23 protein-coding genes and 1 tRNA gene are annotated in these 20,333 nt (G+C 62.5%); 15 read left to right on the top strand and 9 right to left on the bottom strand.

Translation table 11 applies throughout. The annotated features are described in order from the left end of the window. Positions 1–13: 13 nt before the first annotated feature. Positions 14–247: a hypothetical protein gene (locus AC0L3X_RS17415; protein WP_473316550.1), complete on the top strand. Its 234-nt coding sequence runs from the start codon at positions 14–16 to the stop codon at positions 245–247. A 16-nt stretch (positions 248–263) separates the two neighbouring features. After that, on the top strand, positions 264–785 hold the full coding sequence (locus AC0L3X_RS17410; RefSeq protein WP_473316549.1) for a hypothetical protein: 522 nt from the start codon (positions 264–266) through the stop codon (positions 783–785). A gap of 34 nt (positions 786–819) precedes the next feature. On the opposite strand, the gene AC0L3X_RS17405 is transcribed toward AC0L3X_RS17410, so the two are convergent. Then, positions 820–1,128, bottom strand: coding sequence for a hypothetical protein (locus AC0L3X_RS17405; RefSeq protein WP_473316548.1), 309 nt, complete (start codon positions 1,126–1,128; stop codon positions 820–822). On the opposite strand from AC0L3X_RS17405, the gene AC0L3X_RS17400 reads away from it, so the two are divergent. Continuing rightward, the gene (locus tag AC0L3X_RS17400) at positions 1,127–2,284 is read left to right on the top strand and encodes a COG3904 family protein (protein WP_473316547.1); all 1,158 of its coding nucleotides are present in this window, start codon (positions 1,127–1,129) and stop codon (positions 2,282–2,284) included. The two genes, AC0L3X_RS17405 and AC0L3X_RS17400, sit on opposite strands and share 2 nt — an antisense overlap. Positions 2,285–2,377: 93 nt before the next feature. Then, complete coding sequence (locus tag AC0L3X_RS17395) at positions 2,378–2,947, top strand: hypothetical protein (RefSeq protein WP_473316546.1); 570 nt, start codon at positions 2,378–2,380, stop codon at positions 2,945–2,947. Between the two features lie 823 nt (positions 2,948–3,770). On the opposite strand, the gene AC0L3X_RS17390 is transcribed toward AC0L3X_RS17395, so the two are convergent. Beyond that, positions 3,771–4,352, bottom strand: a complete 582-nt coding sequence (locus AC0L3X_RS17390) for a hypothetical protein (protein ID WP_473316545.1) — start codon at positions 4,350–4,352, stop codon at positions 3,771–3,773. Positions 4,353–4,650: 298 nt separating this feature from the next. Between AC0L3X_RS17390 and AC0L3X_RS17385 the strand changes: the two genes are divergently transcribed. From AC0L3X_RS17385 to AC0L3X_RS17360, 6 genes are all read left to right on the top strand, one after another. Then, positions 4,651–4,842, top strand: coding sequence for a ParB N-terminal domain-containing protein (locus AC0L3X_RS17385; protein ID WP_231145704.1), 192 nt, complete (start codon positions 4,651–4,653; stop codon positions 4,840–4,842). 406 nt (positions 4,843–5,248) lie between these two features. Then, positions 5,249–5,632, top strand: coding sequence for a hypothetical protein (locus tag AC0L3X_RS17380; protein WP_473316544.1), 384 nt, complete (start codon positions 5,249–5,251; stop codon positions 5,630–5,632). A gap of 146 nt (positions 5,633–5,778) precedes the next feature. Further along, complete coding sequence (locus AC0L3X_RS17375) at positions 5,779–6,369, top strand: hypothetical protein (protein ID WP_473316543.1); 591 nt, start codon at positions 5,779–5,781, stop codon at positions 6,367–6,369. Between the two features lie 40 nt (positions 6,370–6,409). Next, entirely contained in the window at positions 6,410–7,357 is a 948-nt protein-coding gene (locus AC0L3X_RS17370; protein WP_473316542.1) for a restriction endonuclease, read from the top strand. Positions 7,358–7,406: 49 nt separating this feature from the next. Beyond that, positions 7,407–7,901: a tetratricopeptide repeat protein gene (locus AC0L3X_RS17365; protein WP_473316541.1), complete on the top strand. Its 495-nt coding sequence runs from the start codon at positions 7,407–7,409 to the stop codon at positions 7,899–7,901. A 46-nt stretch (positions 7,902–7,947) separates the two neighbouring features. After that, positions 7,948–8,451: a hypothetical protein gene (locus AC0L3X_RS17360; protein ID WP_473316540.1), complete on the top strand. Its 504-nt coding sequence runs from the start codon at positions 7,948–7,950 to the stop codon at positions 8,449–8,451. Between the two features lie 181 nt (positions 8,452–8,632). On the opposite strand, the gene AC0L3X_RS17355 is transcribed toward AC0L3X_RS17360, so the two are convergent. Continuing rightward, the gene (locus AC0L3X_RS17355) at positions 8,633–8,773 is read right to left on the bottom strand and encodes a hypothetical protein (RefSeq protein WP_473316539.1); all 141 of its coding nucleotides are present in this window, start codon (positions 8,771–8,773) and stop codon (positions 8,633–8,635) included. 624 nt (positions 8,774–9,397) lie between these two features. On the opposite strand from AC0L3X_RS17355, the gene AC0L3X_RS17350 reads away from it, so the two are divergent. From AC0L3X_RS17350 to AC0L3X_RS17340, 3 genes are all read left to right on the top strand, one after another. Further along, positions 9,398–9,877 carry a PH domain-containing protein gene (locus tag AC0L3X_RS17350; RefSeq protein ID WP_473316538.1) on the top strand — a complete coding sequence of 160 codons (480 nt, stop codon included), beginning with the start codon at positions 9,398–9,400 and terminating at the stop codon, positions 9,875–9,877. A gap of 113 nt (positions 9,878–9,990) precedes the next feature. Next, the gene (locus AC0L3X_RS17345) at positions 9,991–10,431 is read left to right on the top strand and encodes a hypothetical protein (protein ID WP_473316537.1); all 441 of its coding nucleotides are present in this window, start codon (positions 9,991–9,993) and stop codon (positions 10,429–10,431) included. A gap of 145 nt (positions 10,432–10,576) precedes the next feature. Continuing rightward, complete coding sequence (locus tag AC0L3X_RS17340; RefSeq protein WP_473316536.1) at positions 10,577–11,221, top strand: recombinase family protein; 645 nt, start codon at positions 10,577–10,579, stop codon at positions 11,219–11,221. A gap of 236 nt (positions 11,222–11,457) precedes the next feature. On the opposite strand, the gene AC0L3X_RS17335 is transcribed toward AC0L3X_RS17340, so the two are convergent. After that, positions 11,458–11,532, bottom strand: a tRNA-Val gene (locus tag AC0L3X_RS17335). 585 nt (positions 11,533–12,117) lie between these two features. Between AC0L3X_RS17335 and AC0L3X_RS17330 the strand changes: the two genes are divergently transcribed. Next, positions 12,118–12,309 carry a hypothetical protein gene (locus AC0L3X_RS17330; protein WP_014494837.1) on the top strand — a complete coding sequence of 64 codons (192 nt, stop codon included), beginning with the start codon at positions 12,118–12,120 and terminating at the stop codon, positions 12,307–12,309. Positions 12,310–12,489: 180 nt separating this feature from the next. Beyond that, entirely contained in the window at positions 12,490–13,350 is an 861-nt protein-coding gene (locus AC0L3X_RS17325; protein ID WP_166342026.1) for a class I SAM-dependent methyltransferase, read from the top strand. Between the two features lie 127 nt (positions 13,351–13,477). On the opposite strand, the gene AC0L3X_RS17320 is transcribed toward AC0L3X_RS17325, so the two are convergent. The 5 genes from AC0L3X_RS17320 to AC0L3X_RS17300 all read right to left on the bottom strand — a co-directional run. Then, positions 13,478–14,452, bottom strand: coding sequence for a cation diffusion facilitator family transporter (locus AC0L3X_RS17320; RefSeq protein WP_166342025.1), 975 nt, complete (start codon positions 14,450–14,452; stop codon positions 13,478–13,480). 2 nt (positions 14,453–14,454) lie between these two features. Beyond that, positions 14,455–17,673 carry an efflux RND transporter permease subunit gene (locus AC0L3X_RS17315; protein WP_354131589.1) on the bottom strand — a complete coding sequence of 1,073 codons (3,219 nt, stop codon included), beginning with the start codon at positions 17,671–17,673 and terminating at the stop codon, positions 14,455–14,457. Further along, complete coding sequence (gene ihpB, locus AC0L3X_RS17310; protein WP_063982964.1) at positions 17,666–18,643, bottom strand: divalent metal ion exporter adaptor subunit IhpB; 978 nt, start codon at positions 18,641–18,643, stop codon at positions 17,666–17,668. The genes AC0L3X_RS17315 and ihpB overlap by 8 nt, the downstream gene beginning before the upstream one ends. Continuing rightward, positions 18,640–19,914: a divalent metal ion exporter subunit IhpA gene (gene ihpA, locus AC0L3X_RS17305; protein ID WP_063982965.1), complete on the bottom strand. Its 1,275-nt coding sequence runs from the start codon at positions 19,912–19,914 to the stop codon at positions 18,640–18,642. The genes ihpB and ihpA overlap by 4 nt, the downstream gene beginning before the upstream one ends. Positions 19,915–19,969: 55 nt before the next feature. After that, positions 19,970–20,333, bottom strand: a 364-nt coding sequence (locus tag AC0L3X_RS17300) for a hypothetical protein (protein WP_473316535.1), incomplete at its 5' end; no start/stop codon positions are given.

The following is a 20,333-nucleotide window of genomic DNA, read 5'->3' as shown; positions in this document are numbered from 1 at the left end:
GAAGAACGCCGGGATGTGTAACCTCAACTGCTTTCTCACGACATCTCCGAACGCTGTGGTCGAGCCGATCCATCCGAAGGCCATGCCGGTGATCCTGACGACCGACGAGGAGCGCGATGTCTGGATGCGCGCGCCGTGGCACGAGACCAAGGCGTTGAAGCGACCGCTGCCGGATCACGCGCTCAGCATCGTCATGCGGGGCCGACAAAGAGGATCGCGCGGTGGCAGCATGATCGCAGATATTTGAGCGGAGAGAGCGTTCAATGCCGGATAGGAAGCGCTTTGGACTAGATCGGCCCTCCGATCTTGTATTGAAGCTGGACTGGGAGATCCACCAGTTGGGGCAGCCTGCGGATCAAGAGGCCATCGCATCCTATCGCGCGTTCAACTGCGCTGTCACGGCTTGGAGCATTTGCGACTGGATTTGGAACGCGGCCTCCGATGACCTCAAAAAGCGGTTTCGATCAGAAAGCTCGAAGCCGAGCGCTAAGGGTTCGGAGCCTCTAGCTGCACTCCTCAGAGACCAAAGCCGCGAACTCGCGATTTGCCAGCAACTTGCCAATGGCTCGAAGCATTTCGTGCTCCGCGACCACAACGATGAGAACATTTCGACATATAGGTCGGCGGGTGTGCTTCTCTACCTTTCGGACGATGGCCGGAGCAGTGCGGTGCCCGGTCACGGGGTATTTGTTCTAGACGGCGATCACCATTACTCCGACCTTGGTCTATTTAGTCGGGCTCGCGACTATTGGATTGAGTTCTTCCGGCGTTATGCCATCGGCTAGCAAACCGAAGCTCTAGCGGGGCATCGCTCCGGCTTCAGCGATCCCTGGCTTGATTGACGGGAAATTCCGCCGAGACAATAGATTGGCGGCGCTCGGCAATCTTTACGTCTGCGCTGTCCTGCTCCGAATGTGTTTCGCAAAAATGCTGACGAGCTTCGTTTCTTTTGTTTGATGTTTGGTCGAACTGTTCGGATGCTATAGCCTCGATAAGCTTCCGATGCGCCTCAAGGCCGCGCCTGATGGCCTTTTGCATCGCTGAGAGGCAGGCCATCGCGGGAAGACCGCTCTTGGTGTCGGGGATCACCGCAGCGTCTGCCAACACTTGATAAGCGGGTCTGTACATGCCAAACGCGGCCTTGGGCGGCCCCTTCGGTGGCGGGCACGGGGAAGAAATGACTATGGTGCGCAGCTTAGTTGTCGCAGTGATCTGCACTGCGCTGGCGGTCACCCTGTTCACAACGGGTGGGGCGGTTGCTGACCCTATGCGCTTCGAGAAAATACGGAACGGCGGAAATTGCGCAAACTGCTCCTACACGCAAGCGACGGGCGAGATTACGTCGGACACCCCTAAACAGTTTGAGAACTTTGTCGCGTCACAGCAGTTTGGAACAGGAACTGTTCGCCTCAACTCGCCGGGGGGTAATCTCTTCGGCGGCATTGCCCTCGGTGAATTGTTTCGTAATCGCGGTATCTCCACAGAGGTAGGTTCAAGTGCGCCGATACCGCAAGCCATAGAAGCAGGGGTGGCTGACAGATCACCGGGTATCTGCGCTTCCGCTTGCGCATATGCCTATCTCGGAGGGGTTGACCGAGCCTTGGACAAGGATGCGAAGCTTGGCTTCCATCGGTTTTATCAAGAAAACGCGCTGGCTCAACCGAGCGCGAAGCTATTCACGGGCCAAGACCTTGGCAACGCTCAGATGATCACTGCTGCGTTGACGTTATACACGCTAAAAATGGGAGTAGATGCGGCCTTGGTCGCTCTAGCTGCATCGGCTGGTCCCAACGAGATGCATTGGATTTCGCGGGAAGATGCTCTGAAGCTGCGGGTCAGCTATGATCCGCGCACCTACAAGCCTTGGCGTGTTGAGCCTTACAGAGGTGGAGCAATAGCGGTCGCAGAAAGCAGCGACGGTTCTAAAAACGTCGTCGTATCGTGTTCGAGGCAACTCGGGCCTAATGTTGCATTGATAGATTTGAAGCCAGTCTCGGAAGCCGCGTCTTGGTATGAACAGTGCAGCAGGCTCAATTTGCCCGACGGACAGCCGGTCTTAGGAGCTAAAGTCGGACCAGACCGTATTCGAGTGATCCGACGGAAGGACGGTAGCATAGTCGTGCGATTTCAACTTCCTACAGAGAACCCAACGCTCACATCGCCTAACTTGCTAAGTTTCGATGATGGATACCCTCGGGCCTGCTCCTCCGGCGATTTCTTCACAAGCCGCGAGAATTTCGCTCCCGCAGTTCGGCTTGCTCTCCGCAATTGTTTCCAAGATTAGTTCGTGGCAGCAGCCCATCAAAAACGTGGCACAAGTCCCCGGCGAGCGATCCGCCCTCGACATGGTGGCCGGGCAAGCGGTGAACGATAGCGCATGACGAGGCACTATTTTCCCGAAGCGGACGACCCGGACCTCCAACCGTTCACGCAAGCCTTCGTCAGCATGATGTTTGCCCATGCTGCCTTTGAGCGCGGGGTTTCCGAATTGATGGGGATCATCACAGGAGAGTATGGCTTTGGCGAACTTCCAGAAAACCAGTGGAAGGCGGACCAGCGACCGAGGCGCATGAAAAAGCTGATCAGGGATTGTCGCCCTGACGGCTTGCCCGAAACGGATGCCATCGCAGCGTGCCTAAAGCGCTCGATCCCATTTTGCCACGCACGCAACCTGCTTGCGCATGGGACTTGGTGGGAGTTCGACATTGGCGCAAAGGCGATCACGGTTCGATCCGGGGTCGCACGGCGCAAGGAGGATCAGCATCGACCGTTTATGGTGGCCGACATCCAAGCTGTCGCCATGTCGCTGGACGACCTCGAAGCCGAACTTTGGACCCTTCGAAGGGCCATCGAGAAGCGGCCACCACCGGAGCGCCCGAGAGCCGAGCGATGGCGTTCGGTAACGGGGCTTTGGCGCTGGTTGACCGCGCGCATTTGCCGCCCATGATCATGCGCCGCCCTTCCGGCTTCATTGCACCGTGCCTGCCGTCGAAGGTGGAGCGGCCACCGTCCGGCCCGCTGTGGGTCCACGAAATCAAGCAGGATGGCCACCGATTGTTGGTGGTTCGGGGTGATCGCGCGTCCGCTGCTCTTCGGTCAGGCTGCCCCGGCAGCCCCGCACACGCGCCGCATGGCGCCTGTGCGCTTGGCGTGGCTTGCCCGGTGTCCTGTGGCGCGGCGCTGGCGGCGCGCTGTGGGGCCTTCCCGGGCTCGCGCTGAGGCGGCCCGGTTGCCGTGGTTGACCCGAATGAACCGACTACTTTTTTTGCTCGGTGGTGGTTGTGGTGGTCGGGGTGCCGTGGCGCGCGTCCCGTCGCTCGTCGCGTCCTGTGCGCCGGTCTTGACGCCGCTCTGTGCGAGCGGTGCGGCGTTCCTGGCGGCGTTGTGTTCGCCCGCTTCGCCGCTCCTGACGGCGCTCTGTCCCAGACATCGGCGCGTCTGCGGGCGGCGTCGCGGGCGTGACCGGGGCGGCGGTCTGAGCTTCCGCCTCTGACACCGCCAAAATCGCGGGCGAGGCCACTAGCGCAAACACAGCCGCGCATCCAAGGAAAGCGAGCGTGCTGCGACGACAGATCAGTTTCGGCTCCGAACTTTCACTCATCTTCAGGCTCCCGGTTTGTTTGCTTCCTCGTGAGCATGTCCCTCAACGTCGAGGGACTGGCTGTTGATCTAAATCAACCGGGGCGTGGCTTCGGCCCGTCCGCTTCGTGCCAGCAATGTCATCGGAACTTTATGGGCGCACTTGAACGCCTGAATTTGGTAGTTCCCAATCAGACCGCCACGAGCAACTCAAAAGTCGCCGAGTATTGGAGACTTCGGTTGCCAACAAGTGCCGTGAGATCAATTTGGGCAGCATTGTCGCAATAGGTGCCGTTAAATCCGATGCCAACTGTTCCCTTTCGCGCCATCGGTCGCATTATCGGGGCTGGGGTGTGTTCGTCATTGGTAAATTCACCTTTCCATTTCCCGTTGGAGCAGGTGTAGGTGCCGACAAAGTAAAAGAAGTCGGTGCCACCGAGCATCGCCCCATCGCGCAATATCATGATGCCGTCAGCGCCACCATCGACACCGTCCCGCGCTTTCGATCTATAAACGTATAGTCCGTTTCTGATCATTGCTATTCGGTGGTGACCAAACCAGTCAGGTTCGCTTTCTCCGTTTGGAAAGCCCTTGGCTTGCACTGATGCATTACGGCTTATCTCAGTCCCACTGACGAGATGAGCTCTCTGACAATGCGTATTGGCAAACCGCCAACATTGATCCACATCAACGGGCGGGGTCCAGTCATCATGGAGTTGCGCTGAAGCGAACACCCATCGCTGATGGCTGCCATCGTGTCGCTGCCATGCCATGTGATCGGTAGGCTCGCGGAGACCGTCGAACGATGGTCGTCCCTCCGCAACGGCCGCCAAGGTACTACCGAGAGCGCCCCAACGTGCCGGGACCGCGCGGCCACCCGGTTCAAGGGTATTTGCAATCGCGCATTCCCGAATTTATTTGTACGGATCGTACACAAATGGCCGTGCGCCATCTGGCGCATGAGTACGGAAGCCGTGATCTTCATGGATTGGAACGCCGGGTCCGGCACGAGGTTGATGGATTGCACACCATCGCGGCGGCGCTGACCGCGCGCTGGATTGGAGGCAGCACATGATCATCGTGGACGAAGACGGCGAGATCATCGCCACAGCATCCGATGACCATACTCTAATCGGCGGCCACCACCGCCTCGCAGTGGCGGCCAGCCTTGGTAAAAAACTGTTCTGGCGACATACCGGCGAACCAGTGAAGCTTGATAACTTCTTCAAGCATTATGGAAGTTCTTTTCGACATTCAGCCTAAGCCGCTAGCCGAGCGTATCGTTGTTCAAGTACATCGCGATGGTCGTCATCGCGGTTACGCTGCTGGTGGCGTGATCGTTGACGGGTGGGCCACCCTCTCAGGGAGGAGACAGTGACCTGACAGATCGGGAATTGCTGCGGACGTGACGGCATGCACAAAAAGAAAGGCCGCCTGCGTTGCCACAAGCGGCCCAAGTCTAGGGAGGAAACGCCCAAGGAGGGCAGCGATAGCAGGGAGCTACCGCATACCCTTAGCTAAGACGATCGCGATCAGCGGCTCAATTGAACGTAAGGGGTGATGGAACGATACAAAGGTTTATGGTCCTGTCGGGCTTACTTGCACTGCTGCTTGATCGTCCAGAGCCGGTAGGCGGCGCACCATTCACCGCAAGGTCTAGCGGCTTGCCGTGGCCGGGCTCGCCGCGCTTCAATGCGTGATGCCCAAGCTCACCCGCCGCCGTTACCCGGAACGCCAAGACTGCTGGCACGTCTATTTCGGCGATGTCCATGTCGGCACCATCGCGCGCCGCGTCGGCCACCCGAGCGATCAAGACCCGTGGCAATGGCTGTGCGGCTTCTATCCCGGCTCCAATCCCGGCGAGCAGACCGGCGGCACCGCGCCTACCTTCGATCAGGCACGCGCCGACTTCGAGGTGGCGTGGCGGAAGTTTTCCGCGAAGCGCACGGAAGCCGACTATCAGGCATGGCGCGATCAGCGCGACTGGACCGCGCGGAAGTACGCCATGTGGGCGCGCGGCGAGCGGCTGCCGTCGCAGCAGGCCCGCGCATGAAGTTCGCGCAAGCCCGTGCCGACCTGTTCGCGTAGGACCATCGCTCGGAAGCTGAACACCTTTTCAAACCTGACCGGGCAGATCATGTCTATTGCAACTACCGTTAGCCGATGGCTAATCTGGCGGCAGGGCAAAAGGGGAATTGAATGAGGGCGGTTTCGATAGTTTTTTTCGTGTTGCTCACCACCGTTGCGGTTGCCAAGGCCGAAGAAGCCGCGCCGAGCCGGATCGATAGCATCACTAAATCCGCGCGCGACATGATGCCCGCTATGCCATCCTTGCCGTCCGTGTCCCTGCCGTCGATGCCGGACCTTTCGCTGCCGGACTTGTCGGACACTACGGGCAGGCTGATGACTGAGTTCAACACCTTCACTCAGCAAGTCGGCGATGCGCTGCCGATCCTCGAACAGATGGGCTATGAGGTCACGATTTTCAAAGTTTCGTGGGGCCTCCCGCCGAAAGCTCGGCTTCGCTTGAAATCAAACGGCAACGCCGACATCCAGAAAGTAAATGCCATCGCTGCCAAAGCGACGAGCAGCGGCATGCTGGTCGCTGCCCTCATCACCAGTGCGGTGACCGCGAAGCGCATCCAAAGCACGATGAAACTCGGCACCGCCTACCTTGACGTGGACTTCGCGGTCCCGCCTCGGGTCAACATGAAATTCGTCAGTCTCAAAGCCAACGAGAAGGATGAATTGCCGCGCGACACGGATGACTTGGAAATTTCGTGCAAATAGAACCGCCCTATCATCTCTCAGTCTCGCCTGTGGAGCCGCCGTGTTCGTCAATGTGACCAACGGAATTAAGACGTGGCTTGTGGGCCTCTTCGCCTCGACCATCACTCACACCACGCGCCCCGAAGACCGGGTCCTGGCGATACGCTGGCTCAGCCAATCACGCGAGGTCGTTGCAAGCGAGGCCAGTGCGCTCGAAAAGCTGAGGCAATTAAACGCGCTGATCAATTCGCGGACGACCATCAAGGCGATGGCCAAGAGCATATCGGCAACCGCCTCGAATTACCGGAAATCAAACCTGCCGTTGTCGATGAAGATCGCGCTACCGGCCACACTCGCCGCAATCCCGCTTGTCGGCGGCCACGCCGCTGGCATAGCCGCGTTTGGTGGCGCTCTCGGCGTTCCGGTACTGCTGCTGGTCTTTCTCGGTGCGGCAGGCATCACCTCGATTATCGAAGCTGTCGTGACAAGCCCTGAGGCGGGGACCCATATTGCTGAAATTATCGACATCATCATCGCGGACGAACGACTGCGTCAGACCAGCGCACAGATGAGGGCTGCAATGAAAGAGCAGCCGGTGGACCCCACTCGTTTCGCCATGCCGGTGGAGGAGATGGCGCTCCGCCAATACCTGCTCAGCATGGACCCCTTTAATTTTGAGCAGCACAGCATGAGCTTTTTTCACAGGGCTGGCCTTGAGGCTTGGGCTACCCGCAGATCGAACGACTTTGGTGTCGATGGCTTTGCCGTACATCCTGACGGCTTGTTGATCGTGCAGTGCAAGCGAAACGCGACCGAGAATAAAGTTGGCCGACCGACCATCCAGCAATTCAAGGGGGTTGTGGAAGAGCAAAATGCGCATCGCGGCTACATCGTCACAACGTCGTCGTTTACAGAGGAGGCGATTGCGTCGGCGGCGCTGACCGACAAGATCGCGCTCGTTGCGATGGATGATCTGGTGCGCTGGCATGCAGAGCCACCGGCATTTTAGCCACCGCCATGATCAGCGAGGGCGGACCACCGACCGAAACGGGGGCAACATGAACTTCAAGGCAATCGCGGTAATCGTTCTGGCGTTGGGCACTCCCGTGCCATCGATGGCCGAAGGTCCGAAGGACATTTGGCAAGATGCGTTTGCGGCAATGAAGCGCGATGACCATCCAACTGCGGTGAGACTGTTCCGATCATTGGCTGAACTCGGCTATCCCGCTGCTCATTTTCAACTTGGCTTTCTGTACCGACAAGGCGACGGTGTTCCGCAAGATTACGCAGAAGCGGCAAAGTGGCTTCAACTCGCAGCCGGACAGGGCCATGTGTGGGCGCAAAGCAATCTTGCATTCATGTATCGCGACGGAGAGGGAATGCCGCAGGATTTTGTCAGAGCGCACATGTGGTTCAATCTGGCTTCTGCCGGGGCACCTGCTAAAGATCGCGGCAACTACATCGAATACCGTGATGAGTTGGCCAAAAGGATGACCTCAACGCAGATCGCCGAAGCGCAGAAGCTCGCGCGCGACTGGAAGCCTAACAAGTAGCTTCTCAACACGCGGCGGAGCAGCAACAGATGGGGGATCAGGGACGATGAAGTCCGAGACTTGGCTTGCAGTATACGCAGCAGTTGTGGCTACCGCCGCGTTTGCGCTGAATTTTAGGACTTGGTTCGAGAAACGGGTCAGGCTGAACTTATCGTTAATGCCTGATGCCGTTTTGATTGGGGGCCATGGCGCGGAAGACGACAAGAACCTGATGGCCCTAACGGTGATCAATCGCGGCGGCCAGACCACCACTTTGACAAATCTTGTTGTGTTGCGGTTCGACAATGCATGGAAGAGATGGCGAATACGACCTTCCGCGAGTTTCATGATCGCCAACCCGCAAGTCGGCGGCACAGGCACGCTCCCTTTTGAACTTGATCCGGGCAAGAAATGGACGGGCATCATTCGCAAACGCCCGGACGTCATTTCCGATGTGCAAGACGGGACCTATTGTGCCGGAGTTTATGGCTCGCACCACGACCGGCCTCATCTAATCAGAATTGTTAAGGCACGCTCCAAGCTACCGCCGAACACAAAGATGCTCTCGTAGGAATTGAGCAGCATGGCCGTCCAGCGGCGGCGTCCCTCCGGCTTCGTCGAACCTTGCCCGCCGTCGGAAGCGTGAGGAGGAGTGACCGGCTCACGGTCATCAGATGCATGAACTCGGTGGCATCGACGTGATGATGGCCTCGACTAGACGCTCGGGCCGGTCGCGTCACGCTGCCTGCGCATCAAGTTGTATTTCGATCAGAACTTGCCTTGAAGAAGGGATCAAGCTTCACGGGCTTCCCAGTATCTTTCCAGAATAGTTGTTTACCCTGGCTGGCCGCCACCGCGAGGCGGTGGTGACCGCCGATCAGCGTATGGGTCATCCGTCGCCATCGCGATGATCTCGCCAGCTTCTTCCACGATGTTTCTCATGCGCCATTTTTGGTGGCAGTCGAGCGGAAACGTTGATCTAAATCATGTACGGCGACCATCGCATCCAGCAGCCGCTCCTTCAGCGGCTTCGGGCAACACAGAGTGCAGAATGCCGCTAGTGACAGTTCCGGATCGTCTTCGTAGTTGTACCGCTTAGCCATCAGCGCGCTAGCAAGTCATTCCGGTCGCACATCTGCGGACGGCTCGACGGGTCTGACGGACGGTGGTTCTTGCCACGCACACACCGTTAACTCGGGTCCTACCCGCGCCGCAGGCAGCAGCGACTTCTGTGATCATGCCGTTGGGCGGAGGAGTAATCGGCGCAGGTGTCATGGCATGCGCCGATACTGCGACCGATAAGGCGAAGCCAGCAATAGCAATCAACCTAATCATTCTGCACCTCCTTTAACCGTCCAAACATCCCGCCCTCTCATAGCAGGGATGGGTCCGGCTCTCGTCTGAACGCAATGCGAGCCTCCGGCGCTGGCCGTTGGAAGGCTTGAGATAGATCAAGGTCTTTCTCGGTTCAAAATGGCGCATATTACTGCGAGGACAGGTAAACTCAGGGTAGGCGTATGGGGCGCTATATCGACGAAATCCTACAGCCCGGCGAAAGGGTGCTGTATTCGACCAACGAACACTGGGTGTACTTTTTGCCTGCAATCGGGGCGTGGATCGCGGCGGTCGCATTTCTGGTGCTGTGGCGCTTGGTCGCCGCTGACGCGCTGACGTGGGTTTGCTTGGTATTGGCGGCAGTCGCTGGGCTTGCGGCCTTGTACTGGACCGCGACGGCTTGGTTCCGCCGCTGGACCACCGAGACCGACGTTACCAACATGCGGGTCGTCCACAAGAGCGGTTTCATCAGGAGGCGGACCTTTGAGATGAGGCTCGACAAAGTTGAGAGCGTCGATGTCAACCAAAGCGTTCTTGGCCGCCTTTTGAACTATGGCGACCTTACCATTCAGGGCGTCGGCGAGGGTACGCAAACCATTTCCACCGTTAATTCGCCTCTCGCGTTTCGCAGCGCCATCACGACAAGACCGGTTGGCACATAAATCGCGGCATGGTTTGGCAGCCGCCGCCCCCAACACAAAGCAAACTTCCCGTCGGAATTGTTTCCCTCCGATGAGCGTGTCCACAACGCGCCTACCTGCTCATGAGATCAATCATGACGGCTATCGGTGCTGGTCCGAACGGCGCGCAAATCGCAGGCAGCGCATCATCCGTCAGGCGGGCCAGCATCTTTGTGTTATATCGTTTCCGTGATTGTCGCCGGATGCGGATGCTGCCCGCGCCAACAGGGAGGGGTGACCCACCCCGCAAACCGTTGCCCCGAAAGAAAATCCCATCCGATTTGCGGTCGCTGGCGCGGGGGCACACCGCACTATGCATCAAGGTGCTTGCCGGGATCGTCAGCCAAGAGACCGTGCCAGCGGCAGCACGCGTATCGGCGGCGGGTATCCTGCTCGACAGGGGCTGGGGCAAGGCGATCCAGCCGCACGCTGACAAGGATGGCGGCCCGATCAGGGTTATCATCCGCCAGATCATCGATGCCGCCGGCGAAGCCGAGCCGCTCGTGATCGAACACGATGGCTGCGACGAGGCATAGGGCAAAATGCCCTAACATGCTCCAGCCCCCGGAACGCGAGCGACCCGGTTAAGGATCGTCTGTAACACACTCCCATTGACTTGTTCCACCTCCTCTGTAACACCACGACCGACGTCGTCATGTTGCAGATCAGGGATCAAGACCCGTGAAAACCGCCATCGCCTACATCCGCGTCAGCACCGCCCGACAGGGCAAGTCTGGTTTGGGTCTTGAGGCTCAGCAGGCGGCGCTGGCCCGCTTTGCTGAGGCCGAGGGCTATCGCCTGATCGAGACCTTCGAGGAGGTCGAAACCGGCAAGGGCGCAGACGCACTCGACAAGCGACCGCAGCTTGCAGCGGCGCTGAAGCTGGCACAGAGCCACAAGGCCCCGATCATCGTCGCCAAACTCGACCGGCTATCCCGCGACGTTCACTTCATCAGCGGCCTGATGGCGCACAGAACGCCTTTCATCGTCGCAGAACTGGGCGCTGATGCCGATCCCTTCATGCTGCACCTGTTTGCAGCACTTGCCGAGAAAGAGCGCCGGATGATCTCCCAGCGCACAAGAGACGCGCTCGCCGCCAAGAAGGCGCAGGGCTTCAGGCTCGGCGGCATCAATGCCGGTAGCCTCCGCACCCGTGACGAGGCAAGGGAGCGCGCTGAGGCGTTGCGGCCTGTACTAGCCGAACTTTCGGGCCTGTCGGCGCGGGCCGCCGCCCGTGAGTTGAACGCGCGCCAGATCGAGACGCCGAACGGTAAACCGTGGTCAGCCGTGACCGTGTTGCGGGTGCGGAAGCGGCTGGGTTCGTAAGGCCTGCGCGGCCGACAGGGTCATCAACGTGCGTGCCCGCCTCGCAGATTGAGGCCACCTCCCGCGAAGGGATCGTAATTGTTCGGCGGGGGTGGGGGTCCTCCGGGTGGTTGGTCGGGATTAACATCCACAGGTCAGGTGCTGATACCAGTTATGACCCCACATTCCAGTTGGCTTGCGGGCGCGCGCCACACCGATGCGTTGTTTCGGACCATCTGGCGTTGGACAGCGGGGAGTGGTGGGCGGTGACGGGATCGAACCGCCGACCAGATGCGTGTAAAGCACCTGCTCTACCGCTGAGCTAACCGCCCCCAGCGCCTGCGCCCATGAACGAGGAATTTCATGGGCGGTTTCATGGGCGTTAGTGCGCTGATCTGGAAGAAGTGCCTGCAAATGCTGCTCTTCCCACGTCGTAAGCATCTCGGTGTAAACGAGATGCTCTAACCAGCTGAGCTAACCGCCCCAAGGCGCCTCTTTAGCCCTCCCGCGGGTGTTCGAGCAAGGCCCGAACGCATCGCAAACAGGGCTCGAGCAAGATCGCCTTTGTGATGATTGTCACAGGCGTCCGCCCGCGAGTCGGCCAATGTCCACCGCAATTCACGATGGAGGGGTCGCCAATGTGTGCTCTGCTGGACCTCATCTACCGACATTGTTGCCGGGCGTGTTTGCGCGAAGCGCGACGCATGAGCCGCCGCGGCTCGATCATTCCAATTTGGTAGTCCCGGCTGACGGCGCGCCGATTTGGCCGCTGGCGGCTGTCCTGCCTCGTTGCGCCTGGCATCGGACGCCCACGAGCCGCCCTCCAAGGGTCCAAAATTGCCCTTTTTCGGTCATCTTTTTGATCGCCATCCGAACCAACGTTACGGCTCCCTGTGGCAGCGTGGAGTATCGCCGTGATGAGTGATCTTCGCATCAAGCTGGAAAGGTACGAGTCGAAAGCCGCCCACTGCATGAAAGCGGCTCAAGAAGCTCCTGATGAGGCCGGTCGGGCCTTCTACGAGGAGCTTGCCAACTATTACGACGAGCTGGCAGCCGACTTTCGCCGCGTCCTCGCCAAGCGAACCGGAGTTTCGCTCGCGGCCGAATGATCCGGCGTAGCGCAGGTCGGCAGTTGAAGACCTCGGCGGTCCGTCAACCTCTGACGCCGTGTCGTGCGGCGTGAACGCAAGAACGTCTCGCTGACAGGTGGACCGAACAGGCCGCCTCAGTTGACGGCGTCCTTGCTTTTCGGCATCGGGGTCTTTCGACCAAGCTGCCGGAGGGGATCCATGGAACAGCCAAGCGGACACGCAGAGAATGCCGACCAGATCGCTTATTGGAACGGTCCGAGCGGGCAGCGCTGGGCCGATCGGCACGCTGCCCAGGAGAGCCTGCTCGGACCCATCGCCGACGTGCTGATCGATCGTGCTAGGCCGAAGCCGGGCGAGCGCGTGCTCGATGTCGGCTGCGGCTCCGGCGCGACGACGTTCGCGTTCGCGAAGGCTGTCGCGCCTGATGGCTTCGCGCTCGGCCTCGACGTCTCCGATCCCATGCTGTCGCAGGCGCGCGCGTTTGCGCCAAAAGGCCTGCCGCTCGATTTCGTGCTGGCGGATGCGACGGTGCATCCGTTCGAGCCGGCGAGCTTTGACCTGCTGGCATCGCGCTTCGGCGTGATGTTCTTCGCCGATCCCATTGCGTCCTTCACCAACCTCCGCCGCGCGCTGAAGCCGACCGGACGGCTCGCCTTCGCCTGCTGGCGCGAGCCGAAGGAAAACCCGTGGATGATGGCGCCGCTGATGGCGGTCTACAAACATGTCCCGAAGATGCCGCCGGTCGGGCCGGAGGAGCCGGGCCCGTTCGCCTTCGCCTCGGAAGAGCGCGTGATGCGCATCCTCAAGGGCGCGGGCTTCGTGGACGTGGCGATGGAGCCGCACAATCTCGCGATGGATGTCGCCATCGGCGGCGGGCTCGATGCCGCCGTGGACGGCGCGCTCCAGATCGGCCCGGCCAGCCGCGCGCTCCAGGGCCATCCGCCGGAGACGTACGAGGCCGCAAAAGCCTCGATCCGCGAGATGCTGGCGCCGTTCATGAAGGGACAAAGCGTAGCGCTGCAGGGCGCGATCTGGATCGTGACGGCGAAGGCGGCGTAAGGCGCCGCTCTCTCTCCACGTCGTCATTGCGAGGAGCGAAGCGACGAAGCAATCCAGACTGCCTCGTCGGAGACAGTCTGGATTGCTTCGCTTCGCTCGCAATGACGATGGGGAGGCGTTGTGCCCATTACACCACATCATCCGGCGCCAGTGCGCACCCGTTATCCGGATGCGTCTCGATCTGGAGCGTGGTGTGGCCGATGCGGAAGGACGCCCTCAGCATCTGCGCCGTCTCCATCAGGAATGCATCGCCGGCTCCGGTGGGCATGACGAGATGGCAGGTCAGTGCCGTCTCGGTGGTCGAGATCGGCCAGACGTGGAGGTCGTGGATTCCCGAGACGCCGGGCCGCTCCAGCAGAAAGATCCTGATCGCAGCGATGTCGGTGCCCCTGGGCGCCGCAGCCATCGACATGTCGATGGAGCCGCGCAGCAGGCTGGTGGTGCTCCAGAGGATGGTGGCGCAGATGACGAGGCTGGTGACGGGATCGAGCCAGAGCCAGCCGGTCCAGATGATCAGCGCCGCCGAGATCACGACGCCAAGCGAGACCGCTGCGTCGGCCGCCATGTGCAGATAGGCGCCCTCGATGTTGATGTCGTCCTTGCGTCCGCGCGCGAACAGCATGGCGGTAAAACCGTTGATGAGGATGCCGATACCGGCGACCACCATCACGGTGACGCCTGCGACCGGCTCCGGCTCGCGCAGCCGCAAGATCGCCTCCCAGCCGATCGCGCCGGTCGCGACCAGCAGGAACACCGCATTCGCAAGTGCCGCCAGGATGGTGGAGGCGCGAAAGCCATAGGTGAAGCGGCCGCTCGGCGCGCGCCGTGCCGCGATCGATGCGCACCAGGCCACGACCAGGCCGAGCACGTCGCTGAGATTATGGCCGGCATCAGCGAGGAGCGCGGTGGAGTTGCCGATATAGCCGTAGATCGCCTCGGCCACGACCAGCGCGGTGTTGAGCGAAATGCCGATCGCGAATGCCGTGCCGAAATTGGCGGGCGCATGGACATGCGCGTGGCCAGAACCGTGGTTATGCCTGTGATCATGCCCGTGGCCGGCATGATCATGGTGGTGATGACCGTGATGGTCGTGGCTGCCCAAATCTAGCGCTCCCCGGACGCCGCCAAATCAGGCGCCATTGTAGGCGTTTCGGTGTCCGCGTCACGCCGGAACAGCGCATAGAGCGCCGGCAGCACCAGCAGCGTCAGCACGGTCGAGGAGATGATGCCGCCGATCACCACGGTCGCCAGCGGACGCTGCACCTCGGCGCCGGCGCCGGTGGCGAGCGCCATCGGCACGAAGCCGAGGGAGGCGACCAGCGCGGTCATCAGCACCGGGCGCAGCCGCGTCAGCGCACCCTCGCGCACCGCGTCGGCAACGGGGCGCCCCTCGCTGCGCAGCCGCTCGATGAAGGCGATGATGACGAGGCCGTTGAGAACGGCCACGCCCGACAATGCGATGAAGCCGACACCGGCGCTGATCGACAGCGGGATTTGGCGCAGCAGAAGCGCCGCGACGCCGCCCGTCAACGCCAGCGGCACGCCGGAGAACACCAGAGCCGCATCCGCCGCCGATCCCATGCCCATGAACAGCAGCAGGAACACCAGCAGGAGCGCCACCGGTACCACGATCATCAGCCGCTTAGTGGCGGAGACCAGCTGCTCGAACTGTCCGCCCCAGCCGATCCAGTAGCCGGGCGGCAGCTTGACCTTCTCGGCGACGGCGGCTTCCGCCTCGCTCACGAAGGAACCGAGATCGCGCGCGCGGACATTGGCGGTGACGACGATGCGCCGCTTGCCGTTCTCACGGCTGATCTGGTTGGGACCGGGCGTCGCATCGACGGTTGCGACCGACGACAGCGGGACATAGCGCATCTGGGCAAGGGGAGAGGCGGTCAGCGCTGTTCGAACGGCGGTGCCGCCTGCTGCTTCCTCGCTCGGCGGCAGCGGGATCGGGATGGCCCGGATCGCGTCGAGATTGCCGCGCAGATGTTCCGGCAGGCGCACGACGATGTCGAAACGGCGGTCGCCCTCGAACAGCTTGCCTGCCGATTTGCCACCGACCGCGATCTCGACGATGCCCTGTACCTCGCCGATGCTGAGCCCGTAGCGGGCGAGCGCCTGGCGGTCGAGCCGGACGGTGAGGATCGGCAGGCCCGAGACCTGCTCGATCTTGACGTCGCTGGCGCCGCGGATGCCGCGGATTGCGGCCTCGACCTGCTTTGCGGCGCCCTGGAGGATGTCGAGGTCGTCGCCGAAGACCTTGATACCGACGTCGCTGCGCACGCCGGAGATCAGCTCGTTGACACGGAACTGGATCGGCTGGGAGATTTCATAGGCACTGCCGGGAATGTCGTCGGCGGCGTGGTCGATGGCCTCGATCACCTCCGATTTCGGCTTGCCCGGGTCGGGCCATTCCGCGCGCGGCTTCAGCATGATGTAGCCGTCTGTTTGCGCCGGCGACATCGGGTCGGTCGCGATCTCGGCGGTGCCGATGCGGGTGAAGAATTCCTTCACCTCGGGAATCTCCTTGATGCGCTTTTCCAGCGCCTTTTGCAGATCCAGCGACTGCGTGAGGCTGGTGCCGGGAATCCGGATCGAGGCCAGCGCGACGTCGCCTTCGTCCAGGCTCGGGATGAACTCGCCGCCCATGCGCGCGGCGGCAATGCCGCTTGCGATCACGATGACGGCGGCCATGACGGTGACCGCGACCCGATTGTCGATCGCGAGGCGGAGCAGGGGGAGATAAATGCGCTTCGCCACCCGCATGAACAGGTTTTCGTGTTCGGACACCTTGCCGGTGACGAAGATGGCAACCGCCGCCGGCACGAAGGTGATGGAGAACAGCACCGCGGCGCCGAGTGCCATCAGCACGGTCAGCGCCATCGGCGTGAACATCTTGCCCTCGACGCCGGTCAGCGTCAGCACGGGCAGGTAGACAACGGCAATGATCAGCGTTCCGAACAAGCTCGGCTTGATGACCTCGCGCGACCCGCGCAGGATCGCGCGCAGCCGTTCGGGGGTGGAGAGCAGCCCGCCCTTCTGGCGCTGCGCCTCAGCGAGCATGCGCAGGCAGTTCTCGACGATGATTACGGCGCCGTCGACGATGATGCCGAAATCGATCGCCCCCAGGCTCATCAGGTTCGCGCTGACTTTTGTTTCGACCATGCCGGTGATCGTCATGGCCATGGAGAGCGGAATGACGCAGGCCACCACGAGCGCGGCGCGGATGTTTCCGAGGATCAGGAACAGCACGGCCACGACCAGGGCCGCACCTTCCAGGAGGTTGTTTTCGACCGTGCGGATGGTGGCCTCGACCAGATGGGTGCGGTCGTAGACGGTCCGGGTCACGACGCCGTCGGGCAGCGATTTGGCGATCTCGTCGAGACGGGCTGCGACGCGGCGCGCCACGCTGCGGCTGTTCTCGCCGATCAGCAGCATGGCGGTGCCGAGCACGGTTTCCTCGCCGTCGCGCGTCGCCGCTCCCGTGCGGAGGTCTCGGCCTTCCTTGACGGTGGCGACATCCCTGATCCTGACGGGATTGCCGCCCCGCGAGCCGATCACGATGTCCTGGATCTCGCTGATGTTGCCGACCTGGCCCGGGGAGCGCACGAGATACTGCTCGCCGTTGCGTTCGATATAGCCGGCGCCGACATTGGCGTTGTTGGCGGCGAGCGCCGTCATGACGTCGCGAAAGCCGAGCCGGTAGGCCATCAGCTTGCCGGGGTCCGGCAGCACGTGGAACTGCCGCTCGAACCCGCCGATGGTGTTGACCTCGATCACCCCGGGCACGTTGCGAAGCTGCGGCCGGATGATCCAGTCCTGCACGGTGCGCAGATCGGTCAGCGAATAGTCGTGACCGCCTTGCGTCTTCGCGCCCGCCTTTGCCTCGACGGTGTACATGAAGATTTCGCCCAGGCCGGTCGAGACCGGGCCCATCGCGACCTCGACGCCCGCCGGAAGCTGATCCTTCACCTGCTGGATGCGCTCGCCCACGAGCTGGCGGGCAAAATAGATGTCGGTGCCGTCCTTGAACACGACCGTCACCTGGCTCAGGCCGTAGCGCGACAGCGAGCGGGTGTAATCGAGCTTCGGCAGGCCGCCCATCGCGGTCTCGACGGGGAAGGTGATGCGCTGCTCGGTTTCGAGCGGCGAGTAGCCGGGCGCGCGGGTGTTGATCTGGACCTGGACGTTGGTGATGTCAGGGACAGCATCGATCGGCAGGCGCTGGAAATTCCACGCTCCGAAAGCGACGGCGCCGAGCGCGAGCACAAGGACCAGCCAGCGCTGTTGAAGCGAGACGGCGATGAGGCGCTCAATCATGTTCCGCCTCGCCCTTGCCCATCTCCGCCTTCACGACAAAACTATTCTCCGCGACGTAATGCTCGCCGGCCGAAAGACCCGCCTTGATCTCGACATGGCGCGGATCGGAATCCCCGAGCTCCACGGGACGCGCCTCGATCTTGTCGCCGTCCTCGCGGACGAACACAATGGTCCTGTTCTCCAGCGTCTGGATCGCACTTCGGCGCACGGCGACCGCGACGTTGCGCGCGGCGAGGATCAGCCGCGCCGTGACGAACAGACCGGGACGCAGGCGTCCGTCCGGATTTGGCAGCACCACGCGGGCGAGCGCGGTCTGGGTCTCGCTGCTGCCGATCGGCGCCATGTAGGAGATCGTGCCCTTGATCTCGCCGCGGCCGTCGTCGGGATCGATCAGCACCTCGTCGTTGAGGCGGACGCGCCGGAGGTCCTGCCGGTAGATCGACAGGTCGACCCAGATCGTCGAGAGGTCGGCCACCACGAAGGCCGGCTTCTGCTCGGAGGCGTATTCGCCGAGCGAGATCTGCCGCTCGATGATGGTGCCGGCGATCGGCGCCTTCAGCTCGTAGACGGTGAGGCTCTGGTTGCTCTCGATCGCGGCGAGCAGATCGTCCTTGCCGACCCTGTCGCCGATGCGCTTCTGGATCGATTTGGCGACCCCCGGAAAGCGCGGCGTCACCTGCACGACGGCTTCCTGGTTGGCGCGCAAGATGCCGTTGAAGGACAGCGTATCGGTCAGCGTCGCACTCCCGGCCTCCGCCAGCGTGACACCGGCGGCCGCCAGCTTGACGTCGGAGATGCGGATGCGGTCGGCGCCGTGCTCGTCCTGCTCGACATGGTCGTTCGGCTTCTTCTGTTCGGAATGCTCGGCATGCTCGGTGTGCGTGACCCCGGCAGGGGCGAGCAGGGAATAGCCGTAAGCGCCGAGTGCTGCGGCAAGGATGGCAATGACGATGGTGGAGGATGTTTTCATCGCGCGCTCTCCCGGGCCAGCGCAAAGGGATTGCCGACGAGGCCTTCGATGGTCGCAACGCCGGCATGGAAGTTCTGCAGCGCCTCCTGCTCGCGCAGCCGCGCCTGGGTGACGCTCGCCTGGGCGTCGAGCACTTCGAGCAGCGAGAAGCGGCCCTGGCCGTAGCCCTGCGCGATCGCTTCGGAGGCTTCCGTGGCTTTCGGAATCGCGGTCTCGCGCAGCACCGCGAGCTCGCGCAGCGAGCCCTGGAGCGAGTCGTAGGCGCGGCCGGCGACAACGATCAGCGTGTTGCGGTTGGCCTCGCGCTCCGCCCTGGTCTTGGCGAGGCTTTCCTGCGCCGAGAGGATGTTGCCCTGGTTCTGGTCGAACACGGGAATCGGCACCGAGACGGTGAGGCGCACCGCGTCGTCATTGGTCTCGTTGAAATGGCGCCATCCCGCCGCGATCCGCGCGTCGGGATAGGGCCTTAAGCGCGCCATCAACAGCTCGGCGTTGCGCTGGGCATAGACCGCGGTCCAGCGCACCAGCTGCGGATTGGCATCGATGGCGGCGACGACCGACTGGAACGTCGGCGTCTTTCCCGTGGTGTCGAGCCGGCCGGAGACCTCGCCGAATTTTGCCGCGGGATCCCCCATCAGCACCGCAAGCTCGCGCCGGGCGCTCGCCAGCGTTGCCTTGAAGCGTTCGCGGTCGGCCTTCACCAGGGCGGACGCCACCTCGGCGCGGCCGGTCTCGGCCGGCGAGGAGGCGCCGGCCTCGACGCGGCGGCGCAGCAGCGGCGTCAGCCGGTCGATCGCGGCGATCTGCTCGTCGAGGATCTGGATGCGCCGCTGCGCGCCGAGCACGCTGAGGAAGGCGATCGCAGTCTCCGACAGCACCTCCAGCCTGACCGCCTTGCGCTGGATCGCGGCCACCTCGATGCCGGCGGCGCCTGCGGCGATCCGCGCATCACGCTTGCCGAACAGCTCGAAGGCCTGGCTGATCTGGAGCGTGGTCTCGGCCGATCTCGTGCCGCGATAGATGCCCGACCCGAACGAATTGTCCTGCTCATAGGACAGCTCCGGATTGAGCAGCGCGCCGGCCTGGATGCGCTGCCCCGTGGCGATGCCGACGTCGCGCTCTGCCGCGGTGAGCCGCGGGCTCGCGGCCAGCGCGCGCGACAGCGCGCTCCGCATCGTCAGCGTCTGGGCGTGCGTGTGCTGCGTCAGCCAGGGGCTGACGAAAATCGCCATCGCGCACGCCAGGCGCGCGGCAGTCCGTCTGCAAGACATGAAGGTGACCTGTGAACAATCGTATCGTGGGCGCGCAGGCGCCCGGCTGATCAGTTCAGGTCAGGTGTTTGGGGGGCGGAGAGTCGGTGTCGGGCGCAATGCCGAGCAGCGCAGGCTCACGCTGCGGGATCGGTGCGGCAACGATGTCGGCGGCGGATCCAGGCTGCAGCGGCTGCGCGACGGCGACCGAGAAGCAGCCGTGGCAGTGATGGCCGCCGAAGGCCTTGTGATCGCCATGGCCCGCAGAACCGTCTTCGACAATCGAGGCGATCTCCGAGCCGCCGGAGGGGCTGGTGACATCGATGTCGTGGGGGGCCGGGGGCGCGCCCCGCGCGCGGGGGGGCGGGGGGGGGCCCCCCCCCCCCCCCGGGCGGGGGGCCCCCGGGGGGGGGGGGGGGGGGGGGTGGTTTTTGGGGGGG

This window comes from Bradyrhizobium sp. MI1.7 (assembly GCF_055811795.1).
The sequence above is the reverse complement of the archived record's forward strand: the minus strand, read 5'-3'. Positions and strand labels throughout refer to the sequence as shown.